The following is a 17291-nucleotide window of genomic DNA, read 5'->3' as shown; positions in this document are numbered from 1 at the left end:
TTACCTCGATTCAGCTTTGAGGTCGAAACCGATGTACTCCGCGGCGTCCTCGGGGTTGGCGAACATGATCGTCCGGTCGTCCTCGTGGATCATGCGGCCGTAGTGGGTCGACATGCTCTCCTCGAACTGGGCCATGTCGAAGAAGCCGGGCTCCTCGCCGAGCGCCTCGGACACCTCGTCGTAGACGACGTCCATCCGGTTCGTGGCATCGACCCGGATCATCGAGGGCAACGGCGTCACGCGTACGCCGTCCTTGGTCTTCATCACCTCGGCCACGACGACGCCGATCTGGTTGTTCATCAGCGTGAAGCCGCACATGTTGGACGGCGTGTTGTCGCTCTTGAAGGGGCTCTCGGCCGTCTTGAACTGCTGTGTCACCGCTCCAGCTCCTTCGGAAGGTCCAGGCTGAGGTCCTCGACGACGCCGGCGAAGCGGCTCTTGACCCGGTCGAGCGCGTCCTCGAAGCGGGCCGGCTTGGCGTCCGGCTGCGACCAGAGCGGTTGCATCGCGCGTGCGGCGCCTATGGCCTGCCCGGTCCAATCGGCCAGCCACGTGTTGAGGATCCGGCTGTTGTGCTCGGCGAACTCACGGTCGTTGGTCAGCAGTTCGAAGATCGCCCGCGTGTAGCGCAGGTCGCGCTCGGAGAAGTCGTACTCCTCGGCGCCCACGACGGTCGGGGTGACGAAATCGCCGTTGCGCGGCGCCGCCTGCATCACCAGCTGGCTGCGGAACAGCTCGCCGACCAGGGGCTGGAAGACCACGTTGGCCGCGAAGACCGCCTCGGCCCAGTCGCCGGTGGCGGTCAGCCGCTCGGCCATCTCGCGGACGCCCTGCCAGGCGGGGTCCGAGTTCCACGTCTCCAGGTGAGCCGTACCGTCGAAGCCTTCCACCTCTTCGCTCAGGGTGAGTTGATAGAGAGCCAAATCTTGGGCGGCGCGGATCAGGTGCATGCTGTTCACGGCGATGGCGGTGTTGTGCATGTTGGTCGGGCCGCGCCGGTTGGCGTTGGCGAACAGGTAGAGGCCGAGGCCGTGGTCGACGTGCATCCACGCGCCCACGTGCTGCTGCACGAAGCGCACCCAGTTCGGGTTCCACTGGGCGAACGCCTTGGCCTGCTTGGCCGCGTCGACGTTGGCCTGCAACTGGCGGACGACATTGGCGTTGTAGCGGTACAGCGAGAGTTCCCACTCCTCATTGGGGTCACGGAACTCGTGCCAGCCGTGGGCCGGCCACTCGTAGCCCTGGCCGCCCGTGCCCGGTCCTCGTTCCGGCTCGGGGCGGTCGCTGCCCCAGGCCTTGAGCACGGTCCAGTCGAGCGGGTAGCCGCCCTTGCCGTCGGAGAACCCGTACAGCCAGCCCTGCGCGAGGTAGTGCCGCGGGTCGGGCTGCACCTCGACGGTGACGTCCTCGTAGTGGGTCTGCTTGCGCTTCTGCGGTACGAAGTAGTTGAACCGCCGAGCCCGGGAGTCCGGGAACTCCTTGGCGCCGGCCTCGGCGTCGGTGAAGACGGGCTTGGGAACGCTGCGTTCCGTCGCGGTCGTCATCAATCCTCCCCACCTGTCGTCGTGAACTTGTCGTAGTAGATGTGCTTCTCGGGCGTGCCGAGCTGGGCCAGCAGCGGCATGGCCGCCTCGACCATCGGCGGCGGGCCGCACAGGTACGCGTGGGCCTTCTTCAGGTCGAGCCCGTGCCGCCGCAGCACGTCGGTGATGAAGCCTGTCTCGCCGGCCCAGTCCGCGCCCTCGACCGGCTCACTGAGCGCGGGGATGAACTTGAAGCCCGGGAGCTTGTCGCGCAGCGCCTCGATCTCCTCGACAAAGCAAAGATCTTGCGCCGTACGGGCTCCGTAATAGAACACGGCCTTGCGGTCGATGCCGCGCTCCGCCATCGACCGCAGCAACGCCAGGATCGGCGCCAGCCCGGCCCCGCCACCGATGAAGATCAGGTCGCGATCGGGGGCGTCGCGCAGCGTGAAGACGCCGAACGGGCCGGTCAGGTCGAGGCGGTCCCCGACCTTCAGCTTGGTGTCGAGATAGGACGAGAAGATCCCATCCGGGTAGACCTTGATGACGAATTCGAGTTGCCGGCCGTTCGTGCTCGCCATCGAGAACGAGCGCGTGACGTCCGTACCGGGAACTTGAATGTCCATGTACTGCCCCGGGAAGAACGTGATCTCGGCCGGCTCGATGAGCCGCAGCACGAGGTGCCGAAGGTCGTGGGTCACGTGGTTGATCGCCACGACCTCGGCCACCGCGTTCTGGATGGGCAGCCCCGAGCGGATCATCTCCTCGTCGAAGTTGAGCAGTTCGATCGTCACGTCCTCGTACACGTGCGCCCGGCACAGCAGCGTGAAGCCTTCCTCCTTCTCGTAGTCGGGCAGCGCGAACGTGGAGTAACGGTCGAGCTCGATGTCGTCACCGTCGAGGACGAACGACTTGCAGGCGGCGCACTGGCCCTCCTTGCACCCGTGCATGAGCATCAGCCCCTGCTCGGACGCGGAACGCAGCACGGTCTGCTCCTCGTCGACCTCGATCTCGATCCCGACGGGCTCGAATCGGACCCGGTGCTTCTCTCCCATCAGTCCCGTGCCGGCCTTCCGGCTGGACCGCCCTTGATGTAGTTCGCGTGGAACGCCGCCCGCTCCTCCTCCGTCATCTGGTTGAGCAGCACGTTCGGGCTCTGCAGGTTGGGCATGCGGCGCAGGTGGTCCAGCGTCCACATCTTCTTCGGGTCGTCCAGGTTCAGGTGCGGCTGCGCGACCATCGTCTTGCCGTCGTCGCGGACGAAGCCCATGTCGGAGACCACGTCGGCCCAGTTCCAGCCGTGGTACAGCGTCTCCCACTCGCGGGCGCCGATCAGCTGGCCCATGTTCGGCGTCTGCCGGCCCTGGTAGACCGGGCGGAACGCCTCGACGTCGGTCCAGCGGCAGGCCTCGTGGCAGTACGTGCGCCACTGGCCGTCGACCTCGGCCATCACCATGTCCTCGCGCACCAGGCACGGCACCATGCAGGTCCAGCAGCGGTGCGGGTACTGGTAGTCGACGTCCTCGGCCACGATCGGGTGGTGCCCGTTGGGCGTACTCAAGCGGTTGTAGTTCTCCCACCACTTGCCGTACCGGTCGTACCAGCCCGGGTACTTCGACTCGAACCACTCGAAGTCCTTGTCGGTCATCGGGTCGATCCGCCAGTAGTTGGCCAGCCAGCCGGTCGCGAAGAACTGCGCCACCTCGTGCACGTAGCCCTTGTGCCAGATCTGGTTCCACGACTCCTCGATCAGGTCGTGCGGGATGACCAGGCCGTACTTCTCCAACGGCACCAGGTACGAGCGGTAGTAGTCGTCGTAGATCCAGCGGCGCCACATTTCCGCGTACGACTCACGGTCCTTGCGGCGGTCCTTGGTGCCGTACTCGATGAACGTGCCGATCGCGGCGTCGACCACGCGGTGGTTGTTCCACCAGGCATAGCGCAGGTCGCGCTCGAGCAGCTGGTGGTTGCCCTCGTCGGCCAGCGCCATCAGCAGCGTCGCGTAGCCGTTGGAGATGTGCCGGGACTCGTCCGACTGCACCGAGTGGAACACCGTCGGCAGCAGGTAGTCGCCGTTCGCGGCGGCCTCGGCCGGCATCGCGACGAACAGGGTGTTGGTGAACGCCGTCTCGGCCACGATCGTCAGATAGATGCTGGCCGCGGTGATCGCGTCACCGGTGATGAAACCCTCGGCGAACTGGCGGCCGATCGTGCCGCAGTAGTCGTTCTGGAAGTTGCGCAGGCTCGAGTTGAAGCCGGCCGGGTCGATGTAGTTGTTCATGTACAGGCGCTTGAGGTTCTGCTGGATCGTCGAGTGCCGGACCTCGTCGATCATCTGGATGGCCTGGCCGTTGTGCAGTTCCGGGTTGGGCACGTTGCGGAACAGCAGCGGCATGGCGCGGGCGGCCGAGATCTCCGGCAGCGGGATGATCGACAGGAACAGCTTCTGCCACTCCAGCCAGCGCTCCTGCACCTGGCGGAACATGTTGCCGCGGATCGCGCCGTCCGACGCGCCGTACACCCGGTGGTCCTTCTCCTCCTGCATCGGGAAGTACGACCGCAGCACCTGCTTGAGCGGGTCCTTCTTCTGCGCCTTGCGGAACGTGTAGTCGGTTCCGTAGTGCGAGACCGGCTGGTGGTACATCGGTTCCCAGGACAGCTCCTGGATCTTCTGATGAGCCTTGGCCACGCTCTGCCGACTCATGAGTCACTCCTCATCCTTGACTGCGTCCTACCCGACGCATCAGAACCCACCGGCCGGTGAGCGGCGGTCTCACATTGAGTCAGGACCCTCGAAGACGGCCGCGCGGATGTCGGCCAGATGCTTTTTGACTCTTTCCCCGACCTGGCGGTCACCTTCGGCGGCCGGCTCGATCCCCAGCGCCCGCAGCAGTTCGGCCGCGGGCGCGCCCGGATCCGCGCCGCCCAGCACCGGATGCAGGCCCTGAGCAGCCAAGTGGTGGAAGACCACATTGACGACGGTCCACGGGTTGTAGGTCTCGGGCGCCGCATCCATGAGCCGAGTCCACCCCGGACGCGTGGATGCGCCGGTCTCAACTTGAGACAAGGTGACTGGACGGGGCGCGTAGCGTGTAACCAGCCTGTAACAGGGGGTGCCCTGTGCCGCCCGGTGACAACGAGCGTTTAGCCAAGACGCGGGAGCAGTTCCTCACCGCCGAAGAGATCGATCCCGACCAGGTGCGCGACGCGATCCTGGCCTCGTGGTGGCGTTCCCGCCGCTGGAACGTGGCCGCCGACCGCGTCGACCTGTCGTATCTGCGTGACCCCGACCTCGACACACCACTGACCCGCAGTGCATTGCCGGTGCTGCGGCATCTGCGCGAGCACCTGGAAGGTCAGGCGGTCAGCATCATCCTGACCGACCCGACCGGGCTCGTGCTGACCCGGCTCGACGCCGGGCGCGACCTCGACGCCCACCTCGACCGGGTGAATCTGGCCCCCGGCTTCAGCTACGCCGAGGAGTTCGTCGGCACCAACGGCATCGGCACCGCGCTGGAGGGTGGCCGGCCGATGCACGTGTTCGGCCACGAGCACTACGCGGAACATCTGGAGGATCTGGCCTGCGCCGGGGTGCCGATCCACCATCCGATCTCGGGCAAGACGGTGGGCGCGGTCGACCTGACCTGCTGGCGCAAGGACGCCGACCCGCTGCTGCTGGCGCTGGCCAAGACCACGGCCGGGCAGATCCAGCAGGCGATGCTGGCCGACAGCGGCATCCGTGAACTCGAGCTCCTGCAGGAATACCTGCGCACCTGCCGGCGTACGGCGGGAATTGTCTTCGCTTTGAACAACGACGTCGTGATGATGAACGACCATGCGCGCCACGTGCTCGACCCGGCCGAGCAGTCGATCCTGCTCGCGCAGGCGGCCGAGGCGCTGGCCGGGCGCAATCCGACGGCGACGCTGACGGTGGAACTGCCGAGCGGCGTCGAGGCGCGGATGTTCTGCCGCCCGGTGCGAGGCGAGGGTGGCCCCACCGGGGGAGTGGTGCACGTGCGCCTCGAAGAACCCCGATTGGGCGTACGGATGGATCCCGCACCGGCGCCGCGGGCCTTCCTGCCCGGCCTGGTCGGATCGGGCGGCCTGTGGCTGCGCGGCTGCCAGCAGGCGAAGGCGGCCTACGCGTCCGGCGAGTGGCTGGTGCTCGAGGGCGAGGCCGGGGTGGGCAAGCTGGCCGTGCTGCGAGCGATCCACCAGCACGACCACCCCGGCGCCCACTTCGCCGTGGCCGACGCCGCCGCCCCCGGCCGGGCCTGGCTCGACGACGTCCGCCGGGAACTGAGCGCCGGCGGTGGCGTCCTGGTCGTCCAGCACGCCGACCGGGCCGCCGGCGCCCTGCTGGAAGTGCTGTGCCACCTGCTCGAACAGGCCCGGGCCGCGGAGAGCGCGCCGTGGGTCGCGCTCACCCTCAGCCCCCGCCACGACGCCGGCGAGCTGGCCGGCCTGCTGCGCTTCTTCGCCAGCACGGTCGAACTGCCGCCGCTGCGCTACCACCCCGAGGACGTGCAGGCCCTGGTGCCGTTCTTCCTGGCCCGCCTGGTGCCCGACGGCCGCCTCGAATGCTCGCCCCCGGCGCTGCAGATGCTCAGCCGATCAAGCTGGCCCGGCAACGTCGAACAGCTGTGGCAGGTGCTGCGCAACATCGTCCAGCACCGCCGAAGCGGAGCCATCCAGCCGCGCGACCTGCCCCCGGAGTGCCGCACGGTCTCGCGCCGACTGCTGAGCCCTTTGGAAGCGATGGAACGCGACGCCATCGTCCGCAGCCTGCTCGACTGGGAGGGCAACAAGGTCAAGGCGGCCGCCGCCCTGGGCATGTCCCGAGCCACGATCTACCGCAAGATCCACGAGTACGGCATCGTCGCCCCGGCCAAATAGGAGGCAGTTGCATTCATCTCGATAGATCGAACGGTTCGCACGGCAACGCTTAGAGTAGCCGTGACGGAACTGTCCGCTCAGTCGACGCCGGGGGCCTGGATGCCGTTCAAGAAACACCGCATCAAGGAGTCGCATCTCGACCTGTTATGTCACGGGTACGGCAGCGCGGAGCTGACCGAAACGCTGTGGAAGTCCGAATTCAGCCGTCGGCTGCTCCTGCTTGACGCCGTTCGCCGCCTGTTCGCCACGCGGCCGGACCCCATGGGCCCCCTGCCACCGGCGTCGGCCTCCATCGACCTGCTGGAGGAAGTGGATCGGGTCGACCGCGCGACGTTCCGGCAAGTGCTCATGCACCCGCAGGTCGGCAGTTGGGCCGCGTACGTAGTCCGACGCGAGAAAGGTCATGTGTCGGCCTCGGCTCCGAGGTGGGTCGACGCGGGCGGGCTGCACGCCGTGGCTCTCGTGGCCGCGGCCCGGCGAGGGCTCGACTGGAGCACGGTTGTGCCCGCCCGGGACGGCCGGGCGATGCTGCCGGGCCTGGGTATGGCGGTGTTCCCCGGGGCCGAACCGTGGGACGCGGTCGAGGCCGAGGTGGCGGCAGGGGTGTTGACGTTGCGCCACGGCGCTCAGGTGCTGCGGGTGCCGGTCGCGGGCGCGGCGCGGGCGGACGGCGCTTCAGTGCTGCGGGTGCCGGTCGCGGGCGCGCCGCGAGCGGGCGGCCCGGAATGGTGGGAGCTGCGCCGGTTGCGCGTGGGCGGGCCGCCGGCGTTGGCCGTGACGCTCGACGACATCGACCCGTACCGTGACCTCGGCGACCCGGTGCCGGCGCAGCGACTGCCGGCGGCGGACGCCGAACGCTGGACCGCGCTGCTGGCCGGGGCCTGGGATCTCATCGTGGATCGGCACCCGCCGTCGGCCGAGGCCATGGCGCCCGGCATCGTCTCGCTGGTGCCGTTGTCCGACCGGGACGGAGCCGAGGCCCGCAGCGCGTCGACCGGCGAGGCGTTCGGCAGCGTCCTGGTCTCCGAACCGGGCGATTCCCTGTCCCTGGCCGTCGCCCTGATCCACGAATTCGCTCACATCCGGCTGGGTGGCCTGCTGCACCTGCTGCCGGTCACGTCCGGCGGTGAGGAGGAGATCCTGTACGCGCCGTGGCGGGACGATCCACGACCGCTGCCCGGCCTGATACAAGGAATCTTCGCTTTCGTGAACATCTGCGACTTCTGGCGTATGCACAACGCCGCCCAGCCCGGGCCGGGCGGCGAATTCGAGTACGCCCTGTCCCGTGAGCAGGCCCGGCAAGCCCTGGGAGTAGCGGCCGGCTCGGCGGCGCTCACCCCGCTCGGACGGCGCCTCATCGCCGGACTCGGCGAACGGGTGGCCGGATGGGCACCTCTCCCGGAGGATTCCGAACCGGCCCGGGTGGCTGCCCTGATCGCCGCCGGTCATCGGGCCGGTTGGCGGCTCCGGCACCTGCGCCCGGCCAAAGAGACGGTGGACCGGCTAGTCATCGCATGGGCGCGGGGCGAGCAGGCGCCACCGGCCGACCCGGGCTACCGCGTGGTGCCCGGCGCGAAGACATGGTCGCAGGGAAGGCTTGCGCTGGCCCGGCGCCGGTTCGAACGCGGTACGACCGCCGTCACCGCCCGGCTGCGGGCGCTCGGTGTCGACGAGGCCGACGCCGAGCTGCTCCGGGGTGAGAACGCGGCCGCCGGCACCTCTTTCGCCCATCGGATCCGAGCCGACCCGGACGACCTCGACGCCTGGACCGGCCTGGGGCTGACCGTCGAGGGCCCGGCGGCCGCAGTGCTGGGAGAACATCCCGCGATGGTGCGGGCCGTCTACGCAGGAGTGCGCGGCTCGGCGCCGGACCCGGTCGCTTTCGCCACGTGGCTTGGGCCGGCCTTGCTTTAGGCCGCCCAGTTCTCCTCGATCACTTGGCTCACCCTGTCGAACGCAGGAGAGCCCGGGCCGAGCATCATGCCCAAAGCATCCAGCAGCGCGTCGCGACCCTCCGGATAGTCCTGGCAGGCCCGGATGATCGACAGGAAATGGATGCGCGGCGTCGGGCTGTACGGGATGCCGGCCCGCAGATGGGAGGGCAACTCGTGAATGAGGCGCTGCCGGTCGTGCTCGGCTTGAATGGTGGCAATGTCCAGCATCACCTCGAGGACGCGCGACAATGAAGCCGTACCACCGGGCCGGCCCGTCCGGCTCGGCTCCGGCGTCATCACGCCGAGCAGCGCGTGCAGGTAGGCGGCCGATGCGGCCGCGGCGAAGCCATGATATCGATCATCTTTGTTCCGATCGGCCAGGTCGGACACTCCCTTGACCAGATACCACTCGCGGCCATGCATGCGGGCGGCCGCGGCGAGACCGGACGCCTCCATCTCGAAGGCGACGACCCGATGTCTGCGGGCCAGATCGTCCCGCAGCTTCGCGTCGCGGAGTAGCACGTCCGAGCTGCCGAACGCGCCCCGGTGCACGGTCGGCGTCCCTGCCCCGGGTGGGCGGCGGAAGGCGGCGTGCTCTCGCTCGAGCTCGGTCAGCACGGTCGTCCAGGGGCGGCGCTCGTGCAACTCCTCTTGCGCGAGCTTGTGGTCGGCGTCAAGGAAGCTCGCCGAGACGTCACCCGGCGCCCGCCGCAGGGACAGGCCTTCGTCGGTGGCCCTCAGGTGCGCGTAGTCGACAATGCCGTCGGTGGCGCTGACGATGTCGCCGAGACGTACCCCGCCCGCCGGCACCCCGGCCGCTATCCCGCACATGAGGATCGTGCGCAAGGACGGGAAGGACCGGATGAGATTGGTGACGCTGGCCGCCGCGTCGCGGGTGCCGTCCCGGGTCTGCAGAGTGGTCACCACGCGGTGCGGCCGGCCGCGGACCGAGCTCGGAATGTCCCCGACGCGGTACGTCTTCGGATCACCTGCCGCCCGATGGTCGTGGGCGTGATCCAGCGCCTCTCGCAGAGCGGCGTGCTCAACCGGCACGGCCGTGACGATCCCGATGGTGACTTCCGCCGGCATTCGCGCGGCCTCCTACCGTTTCGCTACCGAATTTCTGCCGCCCGCGCCTATTTCGATGATCATCGCCGCCACGTGCGGGGCCGGAGTCGCCCGGTCACCGAACTCGCTCTGGTTGCCGGGCCGGTATGAGGGACTGACGGGGCTGAATGACGAATAGCTTCGCGCTTCACCGTCCACGCGACCGTTCACTCAGCCTTGGCACGGCCGGCCTTGAGAAGGGAATCTGCGCTGTGGATCTCGATCCCCCGGAGATCGAAACTGAATTGATCGACCTTACGGCTACTTCTCTTCACGATCTCGGTGAGACCGACCCGCGACTGTTGGAACCGTCGACGGGCGCGCTGTTCAGTCAGCTGGAGCACAGCCGCGGCAACCTCGGCAGCGGCCCGCCCGGCCGCGTCGACTGAGCCGCCCGGATGGTGGCGGGTCGTGCCGCCACCATCCACGATCGCGGCCGGATCAGAGCGGCATGGGGTCGACATCGCAGTCGGCCCGGTAATTGTTCAGCGCATTGAGCGTGGCCGGGTGACGCTCGCCCAGCGCCTTGCGCAGCCGCGCCAGCGTGTCGGACAGGATCTTGTCCGCCTCGGCCTCGCGGCCGAGGGCCCTGAGGTCGAGGGCGAGGTTGACGCTGCAGGCGAGCGTCGACGGGTGGTCGGTGCCCAAAGCCCGTTCCGAGCTGGCCAGGGTATCAATGTCTTTCTCGTAGGCGGCGCTGATCTCGCCGAGCGCGAACAGGTCGCTGCCGAAGTTGGTGGCGCAGGTGAGCGTCACCGGGTGGTCCGGTCCCAGCGTTTCGGTCAGCACGGCGAGCGATTCCCGGTCGTGCCCGAGCGCCGTGTCGAAGTCGCCGTCGAGGCGAAGGACCACCGCGAGGTTCGTTCGCGCGGAGAGTGAATAGACGTGCTTGGGACCGAAGAGCCGCAGATAGCGCTCGAGCGTGTCCTCTCCCAGCTTTCGGGCTTCCGGCAGATCCCGGCCGTGCCGCAGGTCGACCGCGAGGTTCTGGGCGGTCGCGATGGTGTCGGGATAGTCCTTGCCGTAGCGGCGCTGATATCTGTCGAAAGTGTCTTTCGACATCCGCAACGCCCCCGGGTGATCGCCGGCTTTGCGTCGCGCCACGGCCAAAGCCCGGGCCATGCGCAATGTGGCTGGTGCGTCACGGCCGAAGGTCTCGACGCTTCGCACATAGGCGGCCTCGTGCTCGTTGCGGGCCGCCACGTAGTCGCCCAATTCACGGCGATCGATAAGAAGGTTGTAGAGCGCGAGCATCGACGCGTCGCTGTTGGAGCCGAGCACTTTCTGAAGTCGTTCATAGTTGTCCGCGTCGAGTTTCTCGGCCTGCTGGAACAGGCCGAGCAGACGCAGATTCACGCCGAGATTGTTCGTGCCGTTCAGGGTGATCGGATCATCCGGGCCGAACGCGCGCCGCGCGGCCGCGACGGCTCGCTGGTCGAGGTCGAGCCCGGCCTTGAAGTCGCCGCTGGCCCGCAGGTCGACGCCGACCACCTTCATGGCGTCGAGGGTTCCCTCGTCCTCGTCGCCGAACACGTCGCGGTAGTGCTCCAGAGTCTTGCGGTTCAATTCCCTGGCCGCGGCGTACTTGCCGTTGACGAAATACATCCACCCGAGCCACTTCGCGAGGCGCAGCGTGTGCCCGTCGGTCGGGCCGCGGTCGAGGGTGCGGTGGCGGAATGCCTGTTCGGCCAGCGACTGGCTGCCCTGGTGGTCGCCGAAGTAGTAGAGGTACTGCACGACGCTGAAGACCAGGTCGTGCACGCGGGGGTTGTCGGAAGCCACGGCATCCGAGGCCTCGACGTGCGCCCGCAGTGCTCCGTACCTTTCCCACTGGTCGCGCCGGCCCGGGTCGTTGGGGTCGGCATTGACCAGCAACATGTGCGCGCCGTGACGCATGCGGGTCTGCTGCTCGGCGTCCATGCTGTCGGTCAGCACCAGCCGGATCAGCCGGTGGATCTGCATCGTGTTGTTCTGGTGGTCGTACTTGGCCAGAGCCAGCTTCAGGATGTCGCGGATCGCGCGGCCGATGCTGTAGGTGTCGCGCAGCATGGCGTCCAGCTCGGGCGTGATGTCGGCGTTCGAACCGGTGAAGAGGCTGCGGGGAATGGGTTCCGGCGCAAAGAACGAACAGACCTGCAGCAGCTGGAGCGCGGCCAGATTGTCGACCGCGAGCTTCTCGAGCGACAGCTTCCACGCCGCGCGAACGGTGAGCCGGTAGTCCGGCGGGGGCTCGACATCGAGCAGGTCGAGCCGTTTGTCGTTGAGCAGGCGCAGATATTCGCTGGTGTCCATGCCGGTGGTGGCACGCCAGGCGGACGCGGCCTCGATGGCGAGGGGAAGGTCGCCCAGCGCCTTGGCGAGGCTGTCGGCGTCCCGGTCGCTGAGGTCGCTGTTGCGGTTCTGCAGCAGGGTGATGCTCTCCTCGCGCGTGAAGACGTCGACCTCCAGCGCGCGGGTGCCCCTTTCCCAGTCCGGGTTCCGCGAAGTGACCAGAATTCGCCCGGCGCCGCCGGTCGGGAAGTATTTTCTGGCCTCTGTGGGGTCTTCGGCGTTGTCGAAGACCAGCAGCCAGTCGCGATAGCCGGTGGCGCCGGTGCTCAACGCCTCTTGCACGGCCGGAACTGCCGCATTCGCCTCAGGAGTCACGTCGAGTCTCAAACGCTGTGCGAGTTTGGTCAGCGACGTCAGAATCTGGCCGGTCTCCTCGGCCGGGATCCACCAGACCAAATCGAATTCCTGACTGTGCCGGTGAACATATTCAATGGCGATCTGAGACTTTCCGACGCCACCCATTCCGTGAATCGCCTGAGGAAGGACGGCGGTTTGCCTTCGTTCACTGAGTTCGTTGTGCAGAATTTCCAGAAAATCCTCCCGGCCGGTGAAATCCGGATTCCGCTGCGGAACGTCTCCCCATACCTGAGGTAGCTTTTCTTCCTTGAGCTTCCGGTCGGCGACGGGAGCCATATCATCTCCAATCCCTGCGCTCGTGTCGCCTTGGTCGCCATGGGTCGCCGGCGCGGCCTCGGCATCGCCCCCAGGGGTGGGCGCAACGTCTCTATTTCTGAGTTCAGTTCGCGTCTCGTGCTGGCTCATATCACCATTTTCGTCACCATTGCCGTCAACCTGACCATCGGGGGCGCCGTGGGGCGAAAGACTCGAAGTTGGTGCGGGCAGTGGCGGCGAGGCGGACGGTTCGCCGGGGTCGCGATGAGGCTCCTCGGGCGCGGGGTCGGCAGGCGTGCCGTCGGGGAGTTCGAGCCGGTGACCGACCTCGTCGGCCCACGTTCTCAGGGCGACGCCCACCGGATTCTCAAGATCAGCAGCGACGCGCCGGATGAAGGTGAGTGCGGCGGCGGCGTCGTGGCTGCCGCTGCCGCGACCGGCCGCGGTCTCGAAGGCCTTTACAAGATCGGCTGGCGGATGGTTCAGGCCCGGGACTGTCTGCACGACGATGGCACGCCACCAGGCCGGGTCGGCGGCTTCAGCCTCGGCTTGGTGCAGGAGCTCGTGAGCGCGTTGGTTCTCGCCCTGCAGGAGCAGGCTCGACAGGGAAGCCGACTCGACGAGTGAGGACGCGATCCTCGTTCCGGGCGCCTCGGGCGCCATGACGACCAGTGCCTCTTTCAGTGCCCGCAATCCGCCCCGCGTGCTGATGCAGGCCAGGACGATCTCGATGACGTGCGAGCGGGCCTGCTCGCGTTCGGGCACGTCGGGGAAGGTGCGGACATCGCGCCGCACCAAGTTGATGAGAAGTCGCCGGTCGGGCAGGTTATTGATGATGGGGACGTCGTCGACCAGCGCGGCCACCAGCCCGTTTCGGAGCGCTGCCGCCGGATCTCTTTTTGAGTGCGTCAACGTAAGGGGCCCCCAATGCCGCGGGTGACGTGGGACGACGTGCTTCAATCCTTTGCCGGGCTCAATGAATAGATTGGCAGCCTACTGGGTCTGTGACCAAGGCCGAAACCAGGTAGGTGCCGACTGTGCAAAAGAGTTTCCCACCGCGCCGCCATCCGCATTCTTGCAAGTTGCACGAAAAGGCGGGTCATGCCCGAGTATGTGCACTGTGGAGGCCACCTCGCAAGGGGATGCACAATAGCCGCCCGACCGTGTCGGATGATCGTGTGATCGGATGGCCCGTTCGTGCACCAGGCACAACACCATCGATGACGGCGACTGGCCGAACCCACGCTTGCGGACGCGCCGGCAGGTTCGGCCAGTCGGGCGTGGCGGGGATCAGTTGCCGGCGCCCAGGGTGCTCATCATGGCGGTGGGGTAGCGGTCGCCCCTGGCGGCGCCGGCGGGGACGGCCTTTTCGATCTCGGCCAGGTCGTCGGCGGTCAGGGTGACGTCGAGGGCGGGCAGGGCCTCGGCGAGGCGTTCGCGGGTGCGGGCGCCGATCAGGGGGACGATGTCGGCGCCCTGGGCGGCCACCCAGGCGATGGCCAGCTGGGCGACCGTGCAGCCCTTGGCCTCGGCCACGCGGCGCAGGGCCTCAACCAGCGACAGGTTGTGGTCGAGGTTGTCGCCGGAGAAGCGCGGCGTGTGGCCGCGGAAGTCGCCCGGGTCGCCGCCGCTGCCGGCGTTCCAGTGGCCCGAGATGAGGCCGCGGCTCAGGACGCCGTACGCGGTCAGGCCGATGCCCAGCTCACGCAGGGTGGGCAGCACCTCGGCCTCGATCGCGCGGGAGATCAGCGAGTACTCGATCTGCAGGTCGGCGATCGGGTGGACCGCGTGGGCCCGGCGGATCGTGGCCGCGTCGACCTCGGACAGGCCGATGTGGCGGACGAAGCCGGCGTCGATCATCTCTTTGATCGCGCCGACCGTCTCCTCGATCGGGACGGCCGGGTCGAGCCGGGCCGGGCGGTAGATGTCGATGTGGTCGGTGTCGAGCCGGGTCAGCGAATAGGCCAGGAAGTTCTTGACCGCCTCGGGCCGGCCGTCCTGCCCGTTCCACGACATGTCGGGCCCGCGCAGGCCGCCGAACTTGACGCTCAGCTGGTAGCTGTCGCGCGGGCGGCCGCGCAGGGCCTCGGCCAGCAGCAGCTCGTTGTGGCCCATGCCGTAGAAGTCGCCGGTGTCGATCAGAGTGACGCCCGCGTCCAGAGCGGCGTGCACGGTGGCGATGCTCTCGGCCCGGTCGGTGGGGCCGTAGACGCCGTGGGACATGCCCATCGCGCCGAGGCCCAGCTTGCTGACTGCCGGGCCGGTGCGGCCCAGGGTGACTGACTGCATCACGGTGTCTCCTTGTCGTCGTGTCGTCACCTACCCTGCGCCGCCGGCCTCAGTCACGGCAGCGGAGCGCTTATCGTGGGAGCGGGAGTCCCTGGCTGAGCCGCCCGCCCGAGGGGAGCATTGAGCCATGCAACGTGACGAGCTCGCCGACTTCCTCCGCCGCCGCCGCGAGGCCGTCCGCCCGGCCGAGGTGGGCCTGGCCGACGGGCGGCGCCGTCGCACCGCGGGCCTGCGGCGCGAAGAGGTGGCGATGCTCGCCGGCATGTCGGTCGACTACGTCGTCCGCCTCGAGCAGGGCCGCAGCAGCCAGCCGTCGACCCAGCTGCTGGCCGCGCTGGCGCGGGCGCTGCGGCTCTCCGACGACGAGCGCGACCACCTGTTCCACCTGGCCGGCCACCAGCCGCCGCCGGCCACCGGCACGGCCCAGCTGGCCCGGGCCGGTCTGCTCCGCATGCTCGACCTGCTCGGGGACACCCCGGCCATCGTCCTTTCCGATCTCGGCGAGACCCTGGCGCAGAACCGGGGCGCCCTGCTGCTCTCCGGCGACCAGGTCGGCATCGAGGGTGACCGGCGCTACCACGCCTACCGCTGGTTCACCGACCCGGTCGCCCGTGCGATCCACCCGGCCGAGGACGAGGAACGCCACTCCCGGGTGATCGTGGCCGACCTGCGGGCGGTGGCCGGCCGCCGGCACGACGACCCGGAGATCACCCGCCTGGTCGCAAAGCTGAATGACGAGAGTGACATGTTCCGCAAGCTCTGGGCCGAGCACGAGGTGGCGGTCCGCCGATTCGACCGCAAGACCTTCCTGAACTCGCGGGTCGGGCCCCTGCTGATGGACTGCGAAACCCTGGTCACGCCCGATCTGGGCCAGCTGCTGCTGGTGCTCACCCCGGCCGGCGACGAGACCCGCGAGCGGTTCGACCTGCTGCGTGTGCTCGGTCTCCAGGAGTTCCCCGCCGGGGTATGAGACGCGTCCACGCGGGTACGCTTCGCCGGGTCATGCCTTCAGTCGTCGTCAAACCCCAGTCCCGCCGCCGGTTGTTCCTGCTGCTCGGCGCCGTCGTGATGATCCTGGCCGCGGTGAACGTGGCCGACAAGTACGGCCCGCACCACACCGGCCTCGTGGTCGGCCCGCTGGTCGCGATCGGTCTCGTGCTGCTGGCCCGCCGGTCCGGTCTCAGCTGGCACGATCTCGGGCTTTCCCGCCGTACGTTCGTGCCGGGCCTCAAGTACGCGATCGGCGCCATCCTGGCTGTCGCGGTCGTCTACGCGATCGGGGTGGCCCTGCCCTGGACGCGCCCGGCGTTCCACGACGTCCGCTACCACCTGCACCCCGGGGCGGCCCTGCTCACCGCGTTCATCATCGTGCCGCTGGGCACGGTGCTGCTGGAAGAGATCGCCTTCCGCGGCGTCCTGCTCGGCCTGGTCAACCGGCACCGCGGCGCCGTCTGGGCCAGCATCACGTCGTCGGTGCTGTTCGGGCTGTGGCACATCCTGCCGTCCCTGCGGTTGAACAGCGCCAACGCGGCCGTCGGCTCGGTCTTCGGCTCGGGCGCGACCGGCCGGATCCTGGCCGTGCTGGGCGCGGTCGCGTTCACCGCGCTGGCCGGGGTGCTGTTGTGCGAGCTGCGCCGGCGCAGCGGAAGCTTGCTGGCCGCGGCCGCGCTGCACTGGGCCACCAACGGCTTGGGGCTGCTGGTGGCGGCCGCCCTCGCCACCACCAGCTTCGCCTGAGTCCTGCGCCTGTGGCCGGCGGGTTGACGCGAGCTTCGCCGGGCCCGCGGCTTCCAGCGGCTGGGCCACTCTACTGAGGGATCTGCCGGGTCAGGTCGGCGACGAGGGCGCTGTAGTCGTCGTTGTGGCCGGCGCCCTCGACGGGGAGCACGCGGACCGGGCCGGCGGCGTTGTCGGCTACCGTCCGGCTTTGCTCCGGCGGGACGATTGTGTCGGCGGTGCCGTAGATGATCAGCGTGGGGACGGTGATCGTGCGGATCGGGCGGACTACCGGGAAGTTGTCACGCAGCATTATTCGCACTGGCAGGTACGGGTAGTGCTCCCGGCCCGCTGAGGCCAGGTCGGTGAACGGTGAGCGCAGGACCAGGGCTTGCGGCGGGTGCCGCGTGGCCAGGCCGGTCACCACCGCGGCGCCCAGGCTTTCGCCGAAGTAGATCAGGTGGGGGCCGAACCGGTCGGCCAGGAAGGCGCGCGCGGCGTCGGCGTCGCGAGCCAGGCCCTCTTCGCTCGGTGAGCCGGGGTTGCCGCCGTAGCCGCGGTAGTCGAGCAGCAGGACGGTGAAGCCCTCGGCGGCCAGCGCGGCGGCGAGCGGGGTCCGGCCCAACCGGTTGCCGGCATTGCCGGGGGCCACCAGCACGGCCGTGCGCCGGTTCGGCGTACCGGAAAGGGGTCGGAATAGCCAGGCGCCGAGCTGCAGGTCGTCGCTGGTGTGCAGGGTGACCGGCTCGGCCCCGGGGGCCAGCGGCGGTGTCGCCCGATCGGGGAAGTAGATCAACCGGCGCTGCAGCAGCCACACCGCGGCCAGGATCAGGGCCAGCACCAGCAGCACGATGAGCGCCACCCGGAGCCGGACCATGCGGAT

14 protein-coding genes are annotated in these 17291 nt (G+C 68.7%); 5 read left to right on the top strand and 9 right to left on the bottom strand.

The features are described from left to right. The 5 genes from mimD to OWR29_RS40685 form a co-directional block, all read right to left on the bottom strand. Positions 1-378, bottom strand: a complete 378-nt coding sequence (gene mimD, locus OWR29_RS40705; protein ID WP_267568932.1) for a propane 2-monooxygenase effector subunit MimD — start codon at positions 376-378, stop codon at positions 1-3. Then, positions 375-1544 (bottom strand): ferritin family protein, encoded by a 1170-nt coding sequence (locus tag OWR29_RS40700; RefSeq protein WP_267568931.1) that lies wholly within the window; start codon positions 1542-1544, stop codon positions 375-377. The genes mimD and OWR29_RS40700 overlap by 4 nt, the downstream gene beginning before the upstream one ends. After that, entirely contained in the window at positions 1544-2578 is a 1035-nt protein-coding gene (locus tag OWR29_RS40695) for an NADH:ubiquinone reductase (Na(+)-transporting) subunit F (RefSeq protein ID WP_267568929.1), read from the bottom strand. Before OWR29_RS40695 ends, OWR29_RS40700 begins: the two co-directional genes overlap by 1 nt. Further along, positions 2578-4227 (bottom strand): ferritin family protein, encoded by a 1650-nt coding sequence (locus OWR29_RS40690; RefSeq protein ID WP_267568928.1) that lies wholly within the window; start codon positions 4225-4227, stop codon positions 2578-2580. Before OWR29_RS40690 ends, OWR29_RS40695 begins: the two co-directional genes overlap by 1 nt. Positions 4228-4296: 69 nt before the next feature. Then, on the bottom strand, positions 4297-4539 hold the full coding sequence (locus tag OWR29_RS40685; protein WP_267568926.1) for a hypothetical protein: 243 nt from the start codon (positions 4537-4539) through the stop codon (positions 4297-4299). 104 nt (positions 4540-4643) lie between these two features. On the opposite strand from OWR29_RS40685, the gene OWR29_RS40680 reads away from it, so the two are divergent. Beyond that, entirely contained in the window at positions 4644-6419 is a 1776-nt protein-coding gene (locus OWR29_RS40680) for a sigma-54-dependent Fis family transcriptional regulator (protein WP_267568925.1), read from the top strand. Positions 6420-6479: 60 nt separating this feature from the next. Beyond that, positions 6480-8333: an HEXXH motif domain-containing protein gene (locus tag OWR29_RS40675; RefSeq protein WP_267568923.1), complete on the top strand. Its 1854-nt coding sequence runs from the start codon at positions 6480-6482 to the stop codon at positions 8331-8333. Here OWR29_RS40675 and OWR29_RS40670 read toward each other — a convergent pair. Beyond that, positions 8330-9442, bottom strand: coding sequence for an effector-associated domain 2-containing protein (locus OWR29_RS40670; RefSeq protein ID WP_267568922.1), 1113 nt, complete (start codon positions 9440-9442; stop codon positions 8330-8332). The genes OWR29_RS40675 and OWR29_RS40670 overlap by 4 nt on opposite strands. Positions 9443-9672: 230 nt before the next feature. Here OWR29_RS40670 and OWR29_RS40665 point away from each other — a divergent pair, with 230 nt between their 5' ends. Beyond that, positions 9673-9849: a hypothetical protein gene (locus OWR29_RS40665; RefSeq protein ID WP_267568921.1), complete on the top strand. Its 177-nt coding sequence runs from the start codon at positions 9673-9675 to the stop codon at positions 9847-9849. A gap of 52 nt (positions 9850-9901) precedes the next feature. Here OWR29_RS40665 and fxsT read toward each other — a convergent pair whose 3' ends face one another. Together fxsT and OWR29_RS40655 are read right to left on the bottom strand one after the other, a co-directional pair. Next, positions 9902-13267, bottom strand: coding sequence for an FxSxx-COOH system tetratricopeptide repeat protein (gene fxsT / locus OWR29_RS40660; protein WP_267568920.1), 3366 nt, complete (start codon positions 13265-13267; stop codon positions 9902-9904). A 426-nt stretch (positions 13268-13693) separates the two neighbouring features. Next, the gene (locus OWR29_RS40655) at positions 13694-14692 is read right to left on the bottom strand and encodes an aldo/keto reductase (RefSeq protein WP_267568964.1); all 999 of its coding nucleotides are present in this window, start codon (positions 14690-14692) and stop codon (positions 13694-13696) included. Positions 14693-14819: 127 nt separating this feature from the next. On the opposite strand from OWR29_RS40655, the gene OWR29_RS40650 reads away from it, so the two are divergent. Together OWR29_RS40650 and OWR29_RS40645 are read left to right on the top strand one after the other, a co-directional pair. After that, complete coding sequence (locus OWR29_RS40650; RefSeq protein ID WP_267568919.1) at positions 14820-15662, top strand: MmyB family transcriptional regulator; 843 nt, start codon at positions 14820-14822, stop codon at positions 15660-15662. A 32-nt stretch (positions 15663-15694) separates the two neighbouring features. Then, positions 15695-16429: a CPBP family intramembrane glutamic endopeptidase gene (locus OWR29_RS40645; protein WP_267568918.1), complete on the top strand. Its 735-nt coding sequence runs from the start codon at positions 15695-15697 to the stop codon at positions 16427-16429. Between the two features lie 70 nt (positions 16430-16499). Here OWR29_RS40645 and OWR29_RS40640 read toward each other — a convergent pair whose 3' ends face one another. After that, positions 16500-17285, bottom strand: a complete 786-nt coding sequence (locus OWR29_RS40640) for an alpha/beta hydrolase (protein ID WP_267568917.1) — start codon at positions 17283-17285, stop codon at positions 16500-16502. Between the last annotated feature and the right edge of the window lie 6 nt (positions 17286-17291).

This window comes from Paractinoplanes pyxinae (assembly GCF_026626335.1).
Taxonomy (GTDB): Bacteria; Actinomycetota; Actinomycetes; order Mycobacteriales; family Micromonosporaceae; genus Actinoplanes; species Actinoplanes pyxinae.
This window is presented reverse-complemented; position numbering and strand designations above follow the sequence as displayed.

Coding starts and splice junctions, on each gene's coding strand:
- OWR29_RS40700 (WP_267568931.1), bottom strand. CDS start 1,544: ATGACGACCGCGACGGAACGCAGCGTTCCCAAGCCCGTCTTCACCGAC.
- OWR29_RS40695 (WP_267568929.1), bottom strand. CDS start 2,578: ATGGGAGAGAAGCACCGGGTCCGATTCGAGCCCGTCGGGATCGAGATC.
- OWR29_RS40690 (WP_267568928.1), bottom strand. CDS start 4,227: ATGAGTCGGCAGAGCGTGGCCAAGGCTCATCAGAAGATCCAGGAGCTG.
- OWR29_RS40685 (WP_267568926.1), bottom strand. CDS start 4,539: ATGGATGCGGCGCCCGAGACCTACAACCCGTGGACCGTCGTCAATGTG.
- OWR29_RS40670 (WP_267568922.1), bottom strand. CDS start 9,442: ATGCCGGCGGAAGTCACCATCGGGATCGTCACGGCCGTGCCGGTTGAG.
- OWR29_RS40655 (WP_267568964.1), bottom strand. CDS start 14,692: ATGCAGTCAGTCACCCTGGGCCGCACCGGCCCGGCAGTCAGCAAGCTG.
- OWR29_RS40650 (WP_267568919.1), top strand. CDS start 14,820: ATGCAACGTGACGAGCTCGCCGACTTCCTCCGCCGCCGCCGCGAGGCC.
- OWR29_RS40645 (WP_267568918.1), top strand. CDS start 15,695: ATGCCTTCAGTCGTCGTCAAACCCCAGTCCCGCCGCCGGTTGTTCCTG.
- OWR29_RS40640 (WP_267568917.1), bottom strand. CDS start 17,285: ATGGTCCGGCTCCGGGTGGCGCTCATCGTGCTGCTGGTGCTGGCCCTG.